The organism is Streptomyces sp. NPDC059355, assembly GCF_042752335.1.
GTDB lineage: Bacteria > Actinomycetota > Actinomycetes > Streptomycetales > Streptomycetaceae > Streptomyces.
On record NZ_JBHYXN010000031.1, the window covers coordinates 37,239 to 55,329 of the forward strand.

Genomic DNA, 18,091 nt, shown 5'->3' on the forward strand with positions numbered 1-18,091 from the left:
ACGGCGGCCCGGCGGCTCGCCGCGGGGCCGCTCATCGCGGGGCCGCTCATCGAGGGGCGCCGGCCAGCCGGGCCGCCGCCGCGACGATCTCCGCCGGGCTGATGCCGGCCAGCTCCAGCAACTGCCGCTCGTCGGCGACGTGGTCGAAGAACCGGTCCGGCACACCGATCCGGTGCACCCGGCACGGCGCCTCCTGCGTCACCACCTCGCAGACCGCGGCCCCGAGGCCCCCGGCCACCAGGTGGTCCTCCACCGTGACGATCCCGGCGGTCTCCCGCGCCGCCGCGAGCACGGCCTCCCGGTCCAGCGGCTTGATCGTGTGCATGTTGAGCACCCGCGCCGACACTCCCCGCGCGCCCAGTTCCCGCGCCGCCTCCAGCGCCATCGACACCGGGTACGGGCCCGTCGCCACGATCGTGACGTCCGTACCCGCCCGCAGCTCGCGCGCCTTGCCGACCGTGAACTCGTACGGCTCCTCGTGCACCAGCGGCGTCGCCGCCCGGCCCAGCCGCAGGAACAGCGGCCCCGGCAGGTCCGCCGTGGCGCGCACCGCGTACTCGGTCTCCACCGCGTCCGCCGGCACCACCACGGTCAGGTTCGGCAGCGTCCGCAGGATCGCCAGGTCCTCCACCGCGTGGTGCGTGGGCCCGTAGTGCCCGGCCGACAGCCCGGCGTGGGTCGCCACGATCCGCACCGGCAGGTTGTTCCCGGCCACGTCTATCTTCACCTGCTCGCAGGCGCGGGCCGCCGCGAACCCCGACAGGGTGTTCGCGTAGGGCAGCAGCCCGGTCGCCGCCAGCCCCGCCGAGACCCCCATCAAATTGGCCTCGGCGATGCCGACGTTGACGTACTGCGACGGCAGCTCCCCGCCGAACAGCGTCTCCAGGCCGCCCATGTCGGAGTCCACGCAGATGATCCGCGGGTCGGTCCGGGCCAGCTCCAGCAGCGTGCGGCGGTACACCTCGCGCGCGGCGACCCCGTACCGCTCCTCCCAGGACGGCTCGGCGGCCCGATCGGACCCGGCGGCACCGGGCAGCTGCGCGGCCGTCTCCGGCATCGTGGCGGTCATCGTGCCCTCCTCGCGTTCAGGCCGGTCAGGGCCCGCTGGAACAGCCGAGGCGTCAGCTGCACCGAATGGGACTTCTTCTTGCCCTCGAACAACGGCACCCCACGGCCCTTGACCGTCTGCGCCAGCACCACGGTCGGCCGCCCGGCGTTGTCCGGCAGGGCCGCGAACACCTCCCGCAGCGCGCCCAGGTCGTGCCCGTCCACCTCCGCCACCGCCCAGCCGAAGCTGCGCCAGCGGTCGCCCAGCGGCTCCAGGCTCACGCACTCCTCGGTCGAGCCGGAGATCTGCAGCCCGTTGCGGTCGACCACCGCGACCAGGTTGTCGAGGCGGTGGTGGCCCGCGTTCATCGCGGCCTCCCACACCGAGCCCTCCTGGAGCTCGCCGTCGCCCAGCAGGGCGAAGGCCCGACCCGGCCGGCCCGTGCGGCGCAGGCCCAGCGCGACCCCCGAGGCCAGCGACAGGCCGTGTCCGAGCGAGCCGGTGGGGAACTCCACCCCCGGCAGCCGGCGCAGCGGGTGCCCGGCGAGCCGGCTCCCCGGCGCGCTGTACGTGGCCAGCTCGGCCCGGTCGATGAACCCGCGCTGGGCCAGCACCGCGTACAGGGCGGCGCTCGCGTGCCCCTTGCTGAGCACGAACCAGTCGCGGTCGGCCCAGTCGGGCTGCTCCGGCCGCAGCCGCAGCACCTCGTGGTACAGGACGGTCAGGACGTCGGCCGCGGACAGGCTGCCGCCGACGTGGGTGCCGTGCGCGGTGGTGCCCATCCGAAGGACGAGCTCGCGCACCTCGTGCGCCAGGTCCGCCAGGTCCGCCAGGTCCGCCAGGTCCGCCAGGTCCGCGGGACCGGCGGGCCCCGCCGGGGCGGCCGCCGTCGCGGGCGGTTCGAGCAGGGTGCTCACGCGCTCTCCTCAGGGGTGTTGACCGCGGCGTGCCACGGCGGGCGGTACTCCATGGCCCGCGCCAGCGGCAGCAGGTCCTCGATCCGGTCCCAGACCTTCTCGAAGGCCTGCGCGCACCGGTCGAGGACCGGGCCCGCCGCCGGGTTGAGGTGGATGCGCTGGATCGTCAGCGAGTCCTCGATCACGGCCAGCGAGACCGGGAATTCGGAGATGTCGTGGCGCGGCCGCGCCGCGCCCTCGATCCGCCACGGGTAGCCGCCGAAGCCGGACAGCTCCCGGAAGGCCCGCTGCCCCGGAAGCGGCACCACCTGGTACGGGGCCACCGGCACGCCCTCCGCCTTCAGCGCCCGCTGCAGCACCGCGCGCAGCGCCCCGTCGGAGACCTCGGGGTGGCCCAGGCCCGCCGCGGAGAACCGCAGCCGCAGGATGTGCCAGGCGTGCGTACGGTCGGCGGGGACCTGCGGGGCGAGCAGCCCCGGCAGCCGGCCGATGCGGTCCAGGAAGGACTCCACGTTCTTGGCGCGCAGTGCGTGGTACTCGTCGAGGCGGGCCAGCTGGCGCCGGGTGAAGGCGGCCTGCACCGCGCTCAGCTTCTCGTTGCCGGCCAGCACCCGCGAGATGTAGTCGCGGTCCTTGCCGGCCCGCAGGTCCTCGCCGAACTGGCGGCGCAGCACGATCCGCTCGTACAGCTCCTCGTCGTCGGTGGTGATCAGCCCGCCCTCGCCGCAGGTCGGCAGGTTCTTGACCACGTTGAGGCTGGTGGCGTTCACATCGCCGATCGAGCCGGCCCGGCGGCCCTGGTACTCGGCGCCCTGGGCCTGCGCGGCGTCCTCGATCAGCTTCAGCCCGCGGCTGTCCGCGAGGGCCCGCAGCGCCGTCATGTCGGCGGGCAGGCCGTGCAGGTGCACCACGATGATCGCCCGGGTCCGCTCGGTGACCGCCGCGGCGGCCGCCTGCGGGTCCATCGTGAAGGTGACCGGGTCCACGTCGACGAAGACGGGCACCAGCAGCCGCTGCACCACCGGGATCGCGGTCCCGATGAAGGTCAGAGCGGGCACCAGCACCTCGGAGCCCGGCTCCAGGTCGAGCGCGGCCAGCGCCAGCTCCAGCGCCGCCGTCCCGTTGGAGACGGCCGCGCAGTAGCGGGTCCCGGTGTACGCGGCCCAGTCGCGCTGGAGCGCGGACACCTCGCCGCGTCCGGCGTCGTTGGAGGTGAACAGGCCGCCGTCCAGCACCCCGCGGACCGCGGCGTGCTCCTCCTCGGTGATCACCGGCCAGCCGGTGAGCTCCTTGCCCATGTCCTGCCGGCGCAGCGTCTTGGCGCCGCCGAACATCGCCAGTGTGCCGCTCATGTCGTCACCAGACCGCTCTCGTGGGGATCGGGCAGGCCGGCCGGAGCCGGTGCCACGGTGGTCAGCGCGAGGAGTACGAGCCCCTCCCGCTCGGGCAGCCGTACGCGCTCCAGCTCGTCGCGGCGGGTCACCGGCACGCGCAGCCGTACGGCCGCACCCGCCGGGATCTCGGCGGTCTCGGGGTCGGTTCCCCCGGCGAAGTGCAGCCACAGCGTCGCCTCGGCGGGCGCGGCGGCGCGCACCTCCAGGTGAAGCCAGTCGTAGCGGCCGCGGGGCAGCTCCAGCACCCGGCCGTCGAAGGGCACCGGGCCGGCCAGCGGGAGGGGGGCCAGCCGGCCGGGCGCGCGGCTCACTGCGCGTCCCAGACGGCGAGCCGGGCCATGACGTAGTCCACGTACGCGCCGACCAGGTCGGTGCCCAGCACCTCGATCGCCCCGTGGAACTCGGGCGTGTGGTTGACCTCGTTGACGACCATCCGGCCGTCCTTGTGCTCGATGACGTCGACGCCGAGGACGCCCTCGCCGATCGCCTCGGCGGTCGCGGTCAGCAGCTTGACCAGGTCGTCGGTGAGCGGGCACACCTCGGTGCGGCCGCCGAGCGCCGTGTTGGTCCGCCAGTTCTCGGAGATCTTGTAGATCGCGCCGACCACCTCGCCGCCGAAGACGTACGCCTTGATGTCGCGGCCGGGCTTGTCGATGTACTCCTGGACGTACGTGATCTGGTGGTGCGGGCCGGGCAGCGCGGCCCGGTGCTCGAAGATCGCCTCGGCGCCCTCGTGGTCGTGCAGCCGGGCGCCCATCCGTCCCCAGGAGCCGGTCAGCGGCTTGACCACGGCCGGGTAGCCGAAGGCGTCCAGGGCGTCCAGCGCCGCGTCCGGGACCAGCCCGACCATCGCGCGCGGGGTGGGCAGTCCGCCCTCCCGCAGGGCGAGGGTGGTCAGCAGCTTGTCCCCGCAGAGGTTGATGATCCGCGAGCTGTTGAGCACCGGCACGCCCAGGTGCTCCAGCAGCCGGCTCGCGTACGCGTTGCGGGTGTGCGAGATCTCCCGGCTGAGCGCGCCCCGGTAGGGCAGTGCGCCCGGTCCGTCGAGCCGGAACGTCAGGCGCCGGGTGTCGAGCTGTTCGAACTCGATGTCCCGCTTGCGCAGTTCGGCCAGGAGCAGGCGCTCCTCCAGCCGTACGCGCGAGGTCAGTACCGCCAGCGGTCGTCGTGTGTTCACGGCGTGCCGCCTCCCATTCCGTTGAGGGCACCGGTCGTGGTGCGCAGGGCCACCGACTGCGCCAGCCGCGGCAGCGCCGCCGTCAGGACGTCGATGGCAGTGAGGTATTCCGGCAGAGCGATGTGCTCGTCCTCGGTGTGGCAGTAGCGGGAGTCGCCGGGGCCGTACGCGGCCGTCGGCACCCCCCAGACCGGACCCACCACGTTCCAGTCGGCGGTGCCCAGCTTCAGCTTCGCGGCGGGCCGGGCGCCGCTCTCGCGGATCGCGGCCGACAGGGCCTTGACCACCGGGTCGGTGCGCGAGGACCGCACCGCCTCCACGTGTTCGACGACGGTGATCCGCCGGCCGCCCGCCAGCTCGTCGAGCGCGATCCGGAAGGCGGCGGCGTCGAAGTGCACCGGCACCCGGCACGACACCTCGATCCAGGCCTCCTCCAGGCCGCCGCCCATGGCGACGACCGAGGGCAGCGCCTGGTCGAAGAGGGCGCTCGCGGTTCCGGGCCCGTACCGCTCCAGCAGCCACTCCCGTACGCCGAACCAGAAGTCCGCGACGATCTCCGCGGCCGTCGCCTCGGGCGAACTGGTGTGCGCGGCCGGCTGCTCGGCGGTCATCCGGAACCGGAAGACGCCCTTGTAGCCGATGCCCACGCAGGCGGCCCCGCTCGGCTCGCCGATGACCACGGCGTCCGGGCGCATCAGGCCGGCCAGGTGGCGGGCGCCGACCGAGGTGCGCTCCTCGTCGACCGCGCCGACGACGGTGATCCGCGCGTCGGTACGGTCCGCGAGGCGGGCCGCCGCGCAGACCATCGCGGCGAGCGGCCCCTTCGCGTCGACCGTGCCCCGCCCGTACAGGACGTCGCCCGACAGCCGGACCGGGACCTCGCCCGGCACGGTGTCCATGTGGCCCAGCAGCAGCAGGTGCGGCCCGTCCGCCGGGCCGACCGAGCCGTGCACGCTGCCCACGGCGTCGACGTGCGTGTCGAAGCCGAGCCGGTCCATCGACGCGGCCAGGAAGGACCCGACCGCGGCCTCGGTGCCCGAGACGGACGGGATGCCGACGAGCGAGCGCAGCAGCGCGGTCTCGCCGGTACGGTCCATGGCGCTCACGCCCGCGTCACCCGCCGGCCGGGGCGGCCGGGTTGAGGTCCACCAGCAGCATGTCGCGCACCGCCGTGCCGCCCAGCGGGCTGATGGGGGACACCTCGTGCGTCACGCGGGCGTCGTCGACGAACATCGAGTCCAGCGGGTCGAGCAGCGTCAGCCGGACCGGCTCGCCGCCCTCCGGGTGCACCGTCGAGAGCCCGCCGCCGCACCGGTCCCGGCGCAGCAGGTGCATCCCGACGTACGCGTGCCCGTCGCGGTGGCGGCCCTCGGGGGTCGGCTCGCCCTCGCCGCCCGGCTCGGCCAGGATGCGGATCAGGTGGATGCCGACCTCCCAGGAGGTGGTGCCGCTCAGCTGCGCGGCCGCCCGGGCGTCCAGCCCGACCAGCGCCAGCATGCCTTCGTGCAGGAGCACTTCGGGGGCGATCGGCGCGAACACCCGGTCCTGCCCCCGCCACATGTGGATCACGTCCTGGCGGAACGAGGCGTGCGGCAGCGGCGCGAACGAGGCCGTGCCGTCCGCCTCCACCTCCACCCGCAGCCGCCCGTAGCGGCGCAGCCGGAACAGCTTCCCGCCGGGGATGCCGGTGTCCGGCTCCAGGTCCTCCCAGGCCGCGCGGAAATCCTCCAGGGCGTCCGCCGGCAGCAGGTGCCGGATCCGGTCGCGGCGCAGGCAGGTGAAGCCGGCCCGGGCCGTCTCCCGGGCCAGGCCGTCGGCGCAGTCGCCGGCCGGCGGTCGGGTCCGGACTGCCTTGTCCGGCGCGGTCACTCCCGTACTTGTCACGATCGCCCCTTCAGAAATGATGCGTATGACCGGCGATCACGCTGCCGGTCCGGGCCGCGCCGGTGGAGTCCGGATTTCCCCCGACTCCACCGGCCCGCCCGCCCCGGGCAGGCTTCGGGCCAGACACACACGTCGACGAGGAGCCCCGGCATGCCGCGAAACGTCAACGACCGACTGGCACAGCTCACCCCCGAGCAGCGCGCCGCGCTGCTGGGAGAGCTGCGCGCCAACCGTGAGCCGCGGCAGGACAGCGACCGCATCGCCGCCGCCGGCCGCGAGGAGCCCCTGCCGCTGTCCTCCGTACAGCAGAGCCTGTGGTTCCTCGACCAGTGGTCCGACGGGCTGGCCTTCTACAACACCCCGCTCGCGCTGCGCCTGCGCGGCCCCCTCGACGTGCCCCTGCTGCGTTCCGCCCTGAGTACCGTCGTCGCCCGGCACGAGACCCTGCGCACGCGCTACCTCGCCACCCCCGACGGCCCCCGCCAGATCGTCGACGCGCCCGCGCCCGCCGCACTGGAGCTGCTCGACCTCTCCGGCCTGCCCGCCGCCGAACGCGAGGCGCGCACCCGCGAGACCGCCTCCCGCGAGGCCCGCCGCCGCATCGACCTGTCGGCCGGTCCGATGCTGCGCGCCACCCTCGCCAAGCAGGGCCCCGACGAGCACGTCCTGGTGCTGTCCATGCACCACATCGCCACCGACGGCTGGTCCACCACCCGCATGGTGCAGGAGCTCACCGAGTGCTACCTGGCCGGGCGGGCCGGCCGCGCCCCCGTCCTGCCCGAACTGCCCATCCAGTACGCCGACTACGCCGTATGGCAGCGCGAGCGGCTGGCCGGCGAGGCCGGCGCCCGCTCGCTTGCCTACTGGCGCGAGCGCCTGGAGGGGCTGCCCGCCCTCCAGTTCCCGTCCGACCGGCCGCGCCCGGCCGACCCGAAGTGGACCGGCGCCGAGGCCGGCGCGTACCTGGAACCCGCGCTCCACCGCGACCTGGAGGCCCTCGCCCGCAGCGAGCGGACCCGGCTGCTGCCGGTGGCCGTCGCCGGACTCGCCGCCCTGATGTCCCGCTACACCGGCCAGGACGACATCGCGCTCGGCTCCGTCTTCTCCGGCCGCACCCGCACCGAGTTCGAGCCGCTCATCGGCTACTTCGCCAACACCGTCGTGCTGCGCACCTCGACCGCGGGCGACCCCACCTTCCGCGAGCTGCTGGCGCGTACGGGCGACGCCGTCTCCGACGCGCACAAGCACCAGGAACTCCCCTTCGACCAGCTCGTCGGGGAGCTGCGGCCCGACCGCGACCAGAGCCGCAACCCGCTCTTCCAGCACGCGATCTACCAGCTGGGCACCCCGGTGGAGACGGTCCGCATGGGTGACATCGAACTCACCGGCCTGCCCCTGCACATGGGCACCACCAAGTTCGACTGGACGATCGGCCTCTCCGAGCGCTCCACCGGCGGCGTCGACCTGATGACCGAGTACGCCACCGAACTCCACGACGGCGACCGCATCGAGCGGATGCTCGGCCACTACCGCCGGGTCCTGGAGAGCGCCGTCGCCCGCCCCGACGCCCGCCTCTCCGAGCTCGCCGTGCTCACCCCCGCCGAGCACGAGCGGATCCTGGTCCGGTGGAACGACACCGCCGTCCCCGTCGAGACCGCCGGCGGGGTCCCCGCGGCCTTCGCCGCCCAGGTCGCCCGTACCCCCGGGGCCACCGCGGTCGTCCACCGGGGCGCCGCCCTCGACTACGCGGCCCTGGACCGGCGCGCCAACCGGATCGCCCACCGCCTGCGCGCCCTCGGCGCCGGCCCCGGCACCCTGGTGGGCGTCTGCCTCTCCCGCGGCCTCGACATGCCCGCCGGGCTCCTCGGCGTCCTCAAGTCAGGAGCCGCCTTCGTCCCCCTCGACCCCGACTACCCGGCGGCCCGCCTCGGCCACGTCCTCGGCGACGCCCGCCCCGCCGCCGTCCTCGTCGACGCGGACAGCACCGCCCGGCTGACCGCCGCGGCCGCCCTCGCCGAGGGCGCCGGGCCCGTCCTGCTCGACCTGTCGGCAGGCGCCCTCGAAGACGTCCCCGACACCGACCCGGGCGTCGGCGTCGGCGCACACGACCTCGCGTACGTCACGTACACCTCGGGCTCCACCGGAAAGCCCAAGGGCGTCATGGTCGAGCACGCCCAGCTCCTCAACCTCTTCCGCGGTCTCGACGACCGGGTCGGCGAGCACTCGCCGGGCACCTGGCTCGCGATCAGCAGCATCTCCTTCGACATGTCCGAGGTCGAGATGTTCTGGACGCTGACCCGCGGCTTCAAGGTGGTCGTGGCCTCCGGCCGCCCGCACGAGCTGCTGCGCTCGGCTCCCGCCCCGCGCACCCGACCCATGGAGTTCGGCCTCTTCTACTTCGCCAGTGACGCGGGTGACGACGCCCCCGGCGGCAACCGCTACCGGCTGCTGCTGGAGGGCGCCAAGTTCGCCGACCGGCACGGCTTCTCCGCCGTGTGGACCCCCGAACGCCACTTCCACGCCTTCGGCGGTCTCTACCCGGCCCCCTCGGTGACCGCCGCCGCCCTGGCCATGGTCACCGAGAACATCGCGATCCGCTCCGGCAGCGTGGTCATGCCGCTGCACCACCCGGTGCGGGTGGCCGAGGAGTGGTCCGTCGTCGACAACCTCTCCGGCGGCCGCGTCGGCATGGCCTTCGCCTCCGGCTGGCTCCACGACGACTTCGTCTTCGCCCCCGAGAACTACGAGGACCGCAAGCAGGTCATGATCGACGGCGTGCGGACCGTACGGTCGCTGTGGCGCGGCGAGCCGGCCACGCTGACCGCCGGCAACGGCAAGGACGTCGAGGTCCGCATCCGGCCCCGCCCCGTCCAGGCCGAACTGCCCGTCTGGCTCTCCTCCGGCGGCACCCCCGCCACCTTCAAGGCCGCCGCCGAACAGGGTGCCAACATCCTCACCCACCTGCTCGGCCAGGACCTCGACCAGCTCGCCGAGTCCATCCGGCTGTACCACGACACCTGGCGCGAGAAGTTCGGAACCGAGGGCGGCAAGGTCACCCTCATGCTGCACACCTTCCTCGACGAGGACCGCGACCGGGCCCTGGCCCTGGTCCGAGAGCCGTTCATCGACTACCTGCGCACCTCCCTGGACCTGGTCCGGGTGCTCGGCCAGCGCATGGGCGTGGACGTCGACCCCCGCAACATCGGCGAGGACGACCTCGACGCCCTCCTCGGTCACGCCTTCGACCGGTACGTGCACACCAGCGGCCTGTTCGGCACCCCCGAGGACTGCCTGGAGCTGATCGACAAGCTCTCCGCCGTCGGCGTCGACGAGCTCGCCTGCCTCGTCGACTTCGGCGTCGACGCCGACGACGTACTGGGCGGCCTGGAACACCTCGACCGGCTGCGCGTCCTCGCCAACGCCCCGCTGGGGCAGGCGCGGCCGGCGGACCCCGCGCACAACGCCTCCCTCGCCGAGCTGATCGCCGAGCACGGGGTCACCCACCTGCAGTGCACGCCCTCCCTCGCCCAGCTGATGCTCGACGACCCCTCCGGCGCGGCCCGCGAGGCCCTCGGCGCCCTCGACGTCCTGCTCGTCGGCGGCGAGGCCGTGCCCACCGCACTGGCCCTGCGGCTGCGCGAGGCCACCGGCGCCAGCTTCCACAACATGTACGGGCCCACCGAGACCACCGTCTGGTCCACCTCGGCGCCCATCGACGGCGCCGACACCGAGGCCCCCACCGTCCCCGTCGGCACCCCCATCGCCAACACCGCCGTCTACGTCCTCGACGCGCACGGGGCCCCGCTGCCCGTCGGCGTGCCCGGCGAGCTCCACATCGGCGGCGACGGCGTCTCCCGCGGCTACCACAACCTGCCGGAGCTGACCCGCGAGCGGTTCCTGCCCGACCCGTTCCGGCAGGACCGGGCACCCGGCGCCCGCATGTACCGCACCGGCGACCTCGCCAAGTGGCTGCCCGACGGCCGTCTGGAGTTCCTCGGCCGGGGCGACGACCAGGTCAAGGTCCGCGGCTACCGCGTCGAACTCGGCGAGGTCGAGACCGCCCTGCGCGACCACCCCGGGGTCGGCTCCTGCGTGGTCGCCGCCCGAGGCCCGGCCGGCGCCCAGTACCTGGCCGCCTACCTGGTGGCCGCTCCCGGCCAGGGAGCCCCAGGCGCCGACGGACTCCGCGCCCACCTGCGCGAGCGGCTGCCCGAGTTCATGGTGCCCGCCCGCTACACCGTGCTGGACGCGCTCCCGCTCAACGCCAACGGGAAGGTCGACCGCTTCAAGCTGCCCGACCCGTCCGCCGCGGCCGCGGACGGCCCCGGCCAGGCGCCGGCCACGCCCACCCAGCAGATCCTCGCCGAGGTGTGGCAGCAGCTCCTGGAGGTCCCCTCGGTCGGCATCCACGACAACTTCTTCGACCTCGGCGGACACTCGATCACCGTCATCCGGGCCGTCGACTTCGCCAACAAGCGCGGCGTGCGCATCACCGCCCGCCAGCTCTTCCAGCACCAGACCGTGGCCGAACTGGCCGCCGTCGCCGATCAGGAGGCCGCCTCGGCGTCCACGGCCGGCGCCGTGCCCGCACCGGGCGGCACCCTGACCCTCCTCAAGTCCGGCTCCGGATCCGCGCAGCTGCCCCCGCTGTTCTGCGTCCACTCCAGCACCGGAACCTCCGCCTCCTACTTTCCGCTGGCCCAGCACCTCGAAGAGGACCGGACCGTCTACGGCATCGACGCCGCGCCCATCGTCCCCGGCGCCCCCGAGGAAACCCTCGACGAGCTCGCGCACCGCTACCGGGACGCGATCCGCGAGGTCCGGCCGGAAGGCCCGTACCACCTGCTCGGCTGGTCGCTGGGCGGCGGCATCGCCTGGGCGCTGGCCTCGCTGCTCCAGGCCGAGGGCGCCGAGGTGGCCCTGCTGGCCCTGGTGGACACCCAGCCCCCGGCCCAGCTGCCGCAGCCGCTCGGCCACGCCGAGTCGGTGTGCGCCTTCGCCGACAGCTTCGCCCTCTCCATGGGCCGGCCCCCGCTGCACACCGACCCGGAGACGGTCCGCGCCCTGCCACGGGAGGCCGCGTACGAGGCCGTCCTCGGCCGGCTCGCCGAGGCGGGCCTGGTCCGCGACGGGGAGGACGCGGAGATCCTGGCCCGGGCCCGGATGTTCACCGCCATGACCCGTGCGGCCTCCACCTGGCGGGCCACCCCCTACCGCGGGCCCGTGGAACTGCTCGTCGCCGACGACCCGGGCGATCTGGACTGGTTCCGCGAGGGCTGGGAGCGGCACGCCGACGGCCCGGTCCGCACCCGGCTCGCCCCCGGCACCCACTTCACCGTCATGCAGGGCACCGGCGCCAAGGACATCGCCGCCGCGCTCGGCGAACTGCTCCCGGAAAGCCGCCTCGGATGACCGTCATGGAGACCCCGCGGGCCACGCGGCCCGCACTCGACACCCTGCTGCGGTCGGTCTTCCGCCAGCACGCCGCCGGGGTCGCGGTGATCACCGCCCGCGGGGCGGACGGCCGCCCCCACGGGTTCACCGCCACCTCGCTGATCTCGGTCTCGGCCGACCCGCCGGCCCTGGCGTTCGCCGTCTCGAACGGAGCCTCCAGCTGGCCGGCGGTCGCCGCCGCCGAGCACGTCGCGGTGCACCTGCTGGGCGAGGACCAGGCCGCGCTGGCCTCCGTCTTCGCCCGCAGCGGCGCCGACCGGTTCGCCGCGGCCGACTGGTCCGCCGGCCCCTGCGGGACCCCGGTGCTCTCCGGGGTCCTCGCCTGGCTGGTCTGCCGGGTGACCGCCCGCGTGCCGGCGGGCGACCACCGCATCGTGGTGGCCGAACTGGTCACGGGGGACCCGGGCCCGGCGGACCGGCTCCCCCTCCTCTACCGCGCGGGCGCCTTCACCTCCCTGCGCGAGCCCCGGCCGTAACCCCGGCGCCCCGGCTCCCGTACAGCCTTGGGCCCTTGGGCCCTTGGGCCCTAGGGCTCGTAGGGGAGCCATCCGCTGCGGACCGCGCGGACGCCGGCCTCGAACCGGCTCCGCGCGCCGAGGCGCTCCATCAGGACCGTGGCGATCCGGCGGGCGGTGCGGTGCGAGACCCCCAGCCGCTTGGCGATCCCCTCGTCCGTGTGCCCCTCGGCCAGCAGCCGCAGCGCGGCCTGCTCCTGCCGGCTGAGGCCGTCCTCGCCCCCTCGGGGCTGGACGGCCTCGCCGAAGGGCTGCGCCTGGTCCCATACGCCCTCGAAGAGCGTGCACAGCGCGGTCAGCGTCCCGTGACCGGTCAGCACCACGGCCCCTGCCAGACTGTCCTCGCTGTTGAGCGGGATGATCGCGGTCTTGCGGTCCAGGATCGTCATCCGGGTCGGGAGGGTGGCCACCGTACGCACCTGGCCGCCCTGGCCGGTCAGCCAGTTCGCGTGCTCCACCGTCGGCGGGCTGTTGCGGACCGCGTCGACGTAGATGGTGCGCATCACCACGCCGCGCTTGAGCAGGCGCTCGTTCAACGGTCTCGCGGCGGCCATGTTCTCCTCGCTCTGGCCCCCGTCGGGCACGAAGGCCATCACCTCCTGTTCCACCTCGTTGGTGAAACGGGCCAGCCGGGCCCGTATCTCCTCCACCCCGTTGAGATGCTCCACCCCCGTCTGCGATGCGGCCGGCTGGAGGCCGGCGTACTCCGAGATGAGCTGGGACGCGGCCGCCCGGGAGGCGGCGATGCGCTGGCGGTGCGCCGCGAACTCCGCCTGCTGGCGGGCCAGCAGGTGCTCCAGCCCCAGCTCGGGGCTGACCGCGCGCGGGTGGTCCGGGAAGTCGGCCCGGTCCTGCACCACCAGACACAGCTCTGCCAGCCTCCCCCAGGCGCGGCGGATGTCCTCTTCGGTCCAGCCCAGCCGTTTCGCCAACGCGGTCGCGTCGTCCCCCGGATGGGCCAGCATCGTGCGGTAGACGGATTCTGTGGGGCCGTCCAACCCCAAAGACTCAAGCACTGGAATCCCCCTGCTGAACAGAGCGGACTGGTCGCTCCGCCCTGATCATGCCAAACGACAACCTGCCGATCGAGGGGATGAAACCACCCGGCGAGGCCCCGCGCCACCGTGATGCCGTCCGGTGGACTGAAAGGGCCAGGGCCCAATCAGGCCACCCGGTTTCCCTTCACCTGCACCCACCGCTCGAAGGATGCTTGAGCCACGGCGGAAAACAGCCGCCGCAGAACTCGGCAGAACCCCCCGAACCACGTCAACCGCGGGACGTGCGAGGGGAGTTCGAGTACCTCACCCCGACTCCTGGATGGGACCGCTCATGCTCCGCGCCCGCTTCGCCCCGATCGCCGCCAAGACCGCCGCCCTCGCCCTCGCCGCCCTGTGCATCCTGCCGGCCGGCGGCGCTGCGACCGCCACGGTCATGGCCGACGGGCCCATTCCGCCGGCGGCCACCCAGCCGGCCCCCGGCACGGGCACCGGCGGCACCGGCACCGGCAGCGGCACGGGTGACGACATGGGCTGGGGCTGACCGGACCGGACACCGAGGCAGCCGGCTCCGAACCCGCGGGAGACCACGTGGACATCCGACAGCTGACGACCTTCCACCGGGTGGCGACACTGCTCAGCTTCACGCGGGCCGCCACCGAGCTCAAGTACGCCCAGTCCAGCGTCACCGCGCAGATCAAGGGACTGGAGATCTCCCTCGGCGTCGAGCTCTTCGAACGTCTCCGCGGCAAGATCCAGCTCACCCCGGCCGGTGAGCGCCTGATGCCGTACGCGGAGCAGATCCTCTCCCTCGCCGACGAGGCGCGGGGCGTGACCGCCGGCCTGGGGGACCCCTCCGGGGTCCTGACCATCGGCACCATGGAGAGCCTGATCTCCTACCGGATGCCCCCCGTCCTGGAGTACTTCCACCACCGCTACCCACTGCTGCAGCTGGTGCTCCGCCCCAGCCTGTGCGCCGAGACCTGCCACTCGCTGCGCCAGGGCTCCTTCGACCTGGGCTTCCTGATGGAGGCCGAGACGGAGCACTCCGGGGTGCAGACCGCCGTCCTGGGCTCCGAGCCGCTGTCCGTGGTGGCCGCTCCCGGCCACCCCCTCGCCCTGGCCCGCTCCCTCACGACGCAGGACCTGCGCACGGCCGCCGTCCTCGCCCCCGAGGCCGGCTGTGCCTACCGCGAGCTGTTCGAGGCCGAACTGAACGACGGCTCGGGCGAGCCGGTGTCCTTCCTGGAGTTCGGCAACATCGAGTCCATCAAGCGGGGCGTGGCCGCGGGCCTCGGCATCAGCCTGCTGCCGACGATGACCGTCGCCGAGGCCGTGGAGAGCGGCCAGCTGGCCGTCCTCGACTGGGAGCCGCCCTTCGAGGTGTTCACCCAGCTCGCCTGGCGGCGCGGCAAGCAGCTGTCGCGGGAGATGCGCCTGTTCGTCGAGCAGACCGTCTCCTTCATGTCCGAGTACTACCGGCCGGTGGCCGCGGCCACCGCGGCGGCCGCCTGAAGGGGCTCACAGGTGGACGCGGCGGGCGGTCGGCGAGGCGCGGTGGCGGATGGTCCACAGACTGCGCCGCACGTAGGTGCGCTGGACCCAGCGGTCCAGCCCGTCGTAGCGGGGCGTGAACACCGAACGGGCGTGCACCCCCTTGCGGTTGTTGACCAGCAGGGCCTGCCCGGGCCGCAGCCGCACGGGCTGCGCCACCGAACGGCAGACCTCCTGGAGCCGCAGCAGCGCCGTGCCGGCCGCGGTGGTCATCGGGCGGACCCCGTTGGCCGCCACGGTGATCTCCGGGAAGGCCGCCGCGCCTCCGATCAGGGGCACCGGATCGGAGAGCACCTCGCGGCCGCCGGCGTGGGCCCGGGTGTAGCCGCCCGGGGCGTTCAGCCGGAACAGCGGGCTCCGCAGTGTCGTCAGCAGATCGTCCCCGAGGGAGGCCGCGATGTCGCGGGCGTCCGCGTAGTACGTCACGGCCTCGCCGTCATGGTCGGCGCGCAGGCAGTTCAGCACCAGGAAGTCGGGATTGGCCAGGTCGTAGCGGCCCGCCGGGTCGTGGACGATGTCGCTGTGGAAGTTCAGGAAGGCGCGCGAGCCCTGGTTGGTCTGGGTGTGCTCGCCTCCCGGGACGGGCACCACGTCGTGGACGATCCGGCCGTCCTTCTCGGTGAGCATCCCCACCGGCTCGCCCAGCAGTCCGCTCAGCCCCAGCAGCACCCCCTCGGCGACGAAGGTCCCCTTGGCGGGGCTCGGCCCGCCGTCGAGCGGGGTGGGCGGCAGCAGGGCGTCCTGGGGCAGGTTCCCGACCAGCGCCACCCCCGGCGTGTCGGGGTGCCGGCCGAAGTCCAGCAGCCGGCGCAGCAGTTCGGTCGGCAGCTGGGCGAAGACCTGGTGGCAGCGGGCCGTGGCCCAGTCGAGGTCCGCGGCCGGGTCGGCCAGCTGCGCCAGGTCCCGTCCCACCGCCTCGCGCACGGAATCGGGCAGGTCCCAGACGGCGAGCGTGGAGCCGCTGTCCGGCCGTGTGCCGAGGATGTCGGCGACAGTCATGGTCATGTGCGTCACACTCCTGCGAGTCTCAGGGGCCGGGCACGGGAGGCCGGGCCGTTCTCGAACGTGCCGTGCAGCCGCCGCGCGAGGGCCACGGCCCCGTCCGCGTCGGCCGCCAGATGCGTGGTCGCCACCGGCCCGCGCAGCACCGTCACCGGTACGCCCGCGCCCGATCCGGGGGCCAGGCCCCGGCGCCGGTGGAACTCCGCGAGGTCCAGGAACCCGCCGACGGCCACGACCAGCGGGCCCTCGCCCAGCCGGACGGCGTCCGCGTTCGCCGCGCGCAGCGCCGCGTACGCCCGGTCGGCCTCGGCCTCGCCGGAGTACCGCAGGGCGACGGAACGCCGGTTCAGGACCACGGCGCGTACCGGCTCGCCCGCCGCGCCCACCCGGGTGCCGTGGGCGAACGGCGGCCGCCCGTGCCGCAGTACGAGCTCCACACCGCACTTGCGGGCCATCTCCACGGCCCGCCGGTGGATCACCTTCGCGCCGTGCAGCGACAGCAGCGAGGCCGTGTCGTAGGAGACCAGCGGCAGCAGCCGCGCCCCCGGCACCAGGTGCGGGTCCGCGCTGTAGATGCCGTCCACGTCCGAGTGGATCTCGCACGCGGGCGCGCCGACGGCCGCGGCCACCGCCACCGCCGACAGGTCCGAGCTGTTCTTGCCGAGCCAGGTCGGCCGGCCCCGCGCGTCCACGGCCTGCCCGCCCGGTACGACCACCACCTCGTGCCGGGCCAGGGCCGCGGCCAGCGCCCCCGGATCCGTGTGCACCAGCCGGGCCCGCGCGAACACCGAGTCCGAGACCAGGCCCAGCTGCTGCCCGGCCAGTACCGCCGACCCGATGCCCGCCCGGTGCAGGGCCGCGGCCAGCAGCTGCGCGCCCGCCGTGTCGGCCAGCGTCAGCAGCCCGGCCAGGGTCTCGTCCTCGGGATGCGGGTCGATGCCCAGCAGCCGCTCCCGCAAGGCCTCCGTCTCGCCCGGACCCGCGCTCACCACCACGGCCAGCGGGCCGCGCCCCTCCCGCAGCCGGCGGCCGACCGCGTCCGCGACGCGCTCGTACCCGTCCGGCCCGGCGAAGCTCGACCCGCCGAACTTGAGGACCCGCGCCGCGCTCACAGCGTGCCCCGGGCGAGGAGTTCCTCCGCGATCTGCACCGCGTTCAGCGCCGCGCCCACCCGCAGATTGTCGGCGACCAGCCACAGCCAGAAGCCCCGCGGGTCGTTCGGCGAGACGCGGATCCGGCCCACGTGCACCCGGTCGGGGTCCTCCAGGGAGGCCGGCACCGGCGGCTGGGCCTGCGGTCCGTCGTACACGCTCACCTCGGGCAGCGCGCCGAGCAGCGCGACGAGTTCGCCGCGGTCGACCTCGTCGGCGCACTCCACCCACACCGATTCCGAGTGCCCGTTGACCACCGGCACCCGTACGCACGTCGCCGTCACGTCCAGTCCCGGCAGGTCCAGGATCCGCCGCGACTCGTGCAGCAGTTTCTCCTCCTCGCGGGTGAAGCCGCTCTCCAGCACCTCGTCGATCCGAGGCAGCACGTTGAAGGCCAGCGAGGGGGTGAACCGCTTCGACAGCGGCTCGGCGCCCGGGTCCTGGAGCGCGAGCGCGGTCGCCTCCTGGAGCTCCTCGATGCCCGAGTGCCCCAGCCCCGAAGCCGCCTGGTACGTGCTCACCACGACCCGGCGCAGCCCCCAGCGCCGGCCGACGGCGTCCAGCAGCCGCACCAGCGGGATGGTGGAGCAGTTCGGGTTGGCGACCGTACCGCTGTCCGGCCGCCGGTCCAGCTCCGCGGCGTTGACCTGCGGGACCACCAGAGGGGTCGCCGGGTCCATGCGGAAGGCGCGGGTGTTGTCGATGACGAGGGCGCCCGCGGCCGTGGCGACCGGCACCCAGCGCTCGCTGACGGCCGTACCGGCCGAGAAGAACGCCAGGTCCACCGAGGTGAAGTCGAACTCCTCCAGGTCCCGCACGGTGTAGTAGCGGCCCGCCACGCACACCTCCCGGCCGGCGGAGCGCGGCGAGGCCACCAGGTACAGCTCGCGGTAGGGCAGCTTCCGCTCCTCGAACAGCTCGACGAGGGTGCCACCGACCGCGCCGGTCGCCCCGATGATGGCGATGCGGGGCGCTGAGGGGTCGCTGACGAGGGTCACAC

General features: G+C 74.2%; 15 protein-coding genes. 4 read left to right on the forward strand and 11 right to left on the reverse strand.

Features of this window, described 5'->3' with window-relative positions; all coding sequences use genetic code 11:
* Positions 1-46: 46 nt before the first annotated feature.
* From ACFXGI_RS26280 to ACFXGI_RS26310, 7 genes are read right to left on the reverse strand one after another with little or no spacing between them, the layout of a single operon-like run.
* Positions 47-1,069, reverse strand: a complete 1,023-nt coding sequence (locus ACFXGI_RS26280) for a transketolase family protein (RefSeq protein ID WP_384711312.1) — start codon at positions 1,067-1,069, stop codon at positions 47-49.
* Entirely contained in the window at positions 1,066-1,965 is a 900-nt protein-coding gene (locus ACFXGI_RS26285; RefSeq protein ID WP_384711315.1) for a transketolase, read from the reverse strand. The genes ACFXGI_RS26280 and ACFXGI_RS26285 overlap by 4 nt, the downstream gene beginning before the upstream one ends.
* Positions 1,962-3,317 (reverse strand): DegT/DnrJ/EryC1/StrS family aminotransferase, encoded by a 1,356-nt coding sequence (locus ACFXGI_RS26290; RefSeq protein ID WP_384711318.1) that lies wholly within the window; start codon positions 3,315-3,317, stop codon positions 1,962-1,964. The genes ACFXGI_RS26285 and ACFXGI_RS26290 overlap by 4 nt, the downstream gene beginning before the upstream one ends.
* Positions 3,314-3,670: a hypothetical protein gene (locus ACFXGI_RS26295; RefSeq protein WP_384711321.1), complete on the reverse strand. Its 357-nt coding sequence runs from the start codon at positions 3,668-3,670 to the stop codon at positions 3,314-3,316. Before ACFXGI_RS26295 ends, ACFXGI_RS26290 begins: the two co-directional genes overlap by 4 nt.
* Positions 3,667-4,536, reverse strand: a complete 870-nt coding sequence (gene lysX, locus ACFXGI_RS26300; protein ID WP_384711324.1) for a lysine biosynthesis protein LysX — start codon at positions 4,534-4,536, stop codon at positions 3,667-3,669. Before lysX ends, ACFXGI_RS26295 begins: the two co-directional genes overlap by 4 nt.
* Positions 4,533-5,633: a M20/M25/M40 family metallo-hydrolase gene (locus ACFXGI_RS26305; RefSeq protein WP_384711442.1), complete on the reverse strand. Its 1,101-nt coding sequence runs from the start codon at positions 5,631-5,633 to the stop codon at positions 4,533-4,535. The genes lysX and ACFXGI_RS26305 overlap by 4 nt, the downstream gene beginning before the upstream one ends.
* Before the next feature lie 16 nt (positions 5,634-5,649).
* The gene (locus ACFXGI_RS26310; protein ID WP_384711327.1) at positions 5,650-6,420 is read right to left on the reverse strand and encodes a 2OG-Fe dioxygenase family protein; all 771 of its coding nucleotides are present in this window, start codon (positions 6,418-6,420) and stop codon (positions 5,650-5,652) included.
* A 150-nt stretch (positions 6,421-6,570) separates the two neighbouring features.
* On the opposite strand from ACFXGI_RS26310, the gene ACFXGI_RS26315 reads away from it, so the two are divergent.
* A complete protein-coding gene (locus ACFXGI_RS26315; RefSeq protein WP_384711330.1) occupies positions 6,571-11,832 on the forward strand; it encodes a MupA/Atu3671 family FMN-dependent luciferase-like monooxygenase in 5,262 nt (1,753 codons plus the stop codon).
* Positions 11,829-12,350 carry a flavin reductase family protein gene (locus tag ACFXGI_RS26320; protein ID WP_384711334.1) on the forward strand — a complete coding sequence of 174 codons (522 nt, stop codon included), beginning with the start codon at positions 11,829-11,831 and terminating at the stop codon, positions 12,348-12,350. Before ACFXGI_RS26315 ends, ACFXGI_RS26320 begins: the two co-directional genes overlap by 4 nt.
* Before the next feature lie 50 nt (positions 12,351-12,400).
* Here the strand turns inward: ACFXGI_RS26320 and ACFXGI_RS26325 are convergent, their stop codons facing one another.
* The gene (locus tag ACFXGI_RS26325; protein ID WP_384711337.1) at positions 12,401-13,405 is read right to left on the reverse strand and encodes a helix-turn-helix domain-containing protein; all 1,005 of its coding nucleotides are present in this window, start codon (positions 13,403-13,405) and stop codon (positions 12,401-12,403) included.
* A 313-nt stretch (positions 13,406-13,718) separates the two neighbouring features.
* Between ACFXGI_RS26325 and ACFXGI_RS26330 the strand changes: the two genes are divergently transcribed.
* A complete protein-coding gene (locus ACFXGI_RS26330; RefSeq protein ID WP_384711340.1) occupies positions 13,719-13,928 on the forward strand; it encodes a hypothetical protein in 210 nt (69 codons plus the stop codon).
* Positions 13,929-13,975: 47 nt separating this feature from the next.
* A complete protein-coding gene (locus ACFXGI_RS26335) occupies positions 13,976-14,899 on the forward strand; it encodes a LysR family transcriptional regulator (protein WP_384711343.1) in 924 nt (307 codons plus the stop codon).
* Between the two features lie 6 nt (positions 14,900-14,905).
* Here ACFXGI_RS26335 and ACFXGI_RS26340 read toward each other — a convergent pair whose 3' ends face one another.
* From ACFXGI_RS26340 to ACFXGI_RS26350, 3 genes are read right to left on the reverse strand one after another with little or no spacing between them, the layout of a single operon-like run.
* Positions 14,906-15,943, reverse strand: a complete 1,038-nt coding sequence (locus ACFXGI_RS26340) for an oxygenase (protein ID WP_384711346.1) — start codon at positions 15,941-15,943, stop codon at positions 14,906-14,908.
* A 5-nt stretch (positions 15,944-15,948) separates the two neighbouring features.
* Positions 15,949-17,052: an aspartate kinase gene (locus ACFXGI_RS26345; RefSeq protein ID WP_384711349.1), complete on the reverse strand. Its 1,104-nt coding sequence runs from the start codon at positions 17,050-17,052 to the stop codon at positions 15,949-15,951.
* The gene (locus tag ACFXGI_RS26350; RefSeq protein WP_384711352.1) at positions 17,049-18,089 is read right to left on the reverse strand and encodes an aspartate-semialdehyde dehydrogenase; all 1,041 of its coding nucleotides are present in this window, start codon (positions 18,087-18,089) and stop codon (positions 17,049-17,051) included. The genes ACFXGI_RS26345 and ACFXGI_RS26350 overlap by 4 nt, the downstream gene beginning before the upstream one ends.
* Between the last annotated feature and the right edge of the window lie 2 nt (positions 18,090-18,091).